This is a genomic window from Dellaglioa sp. CoH-57-MRSF-21 (assembly GCF_056781915.1).
Map to the genome: position 1 here is coordinate 1 of NZ_JBXAXU010000271.1, position 229 is coordinate 229.

1 pseudogene is annotated in these 229 nt (G+C 63.8%); it reads right to left on the bottom strand.

Annotated elements, in window-relative coordinates:
• Window positions 1-229 (bottom strand): annotated as a pseudogene (gene eno, locus AC1RPQ_RS08745) (phosphopyruvate hydratase); the annotation flags it as partial.

Sequence of the window (229 nt, forward strand, 5' to 3'; positions counted from 1 at the left end):
GCGTTCGAGTACCGGTTTTTGGCGCCGTCGGCGATGCGGTGCATGTCGGTGACGTAGAGGTCGTCGCCGACGAGTTGGGTGCGGTTGCCGACGGCGTCGAACATCAGTTTCCAGCCGTGGTGGTCGTCTTCGGCGAAGCCGTCTTCGATGCTGCGCAGCGGGAATTGGTCGAGGAGTCGCACGTAGTAGTCCACGAGCTGGTCTCGGGAGAGGAGGGTCCCGGCGATCT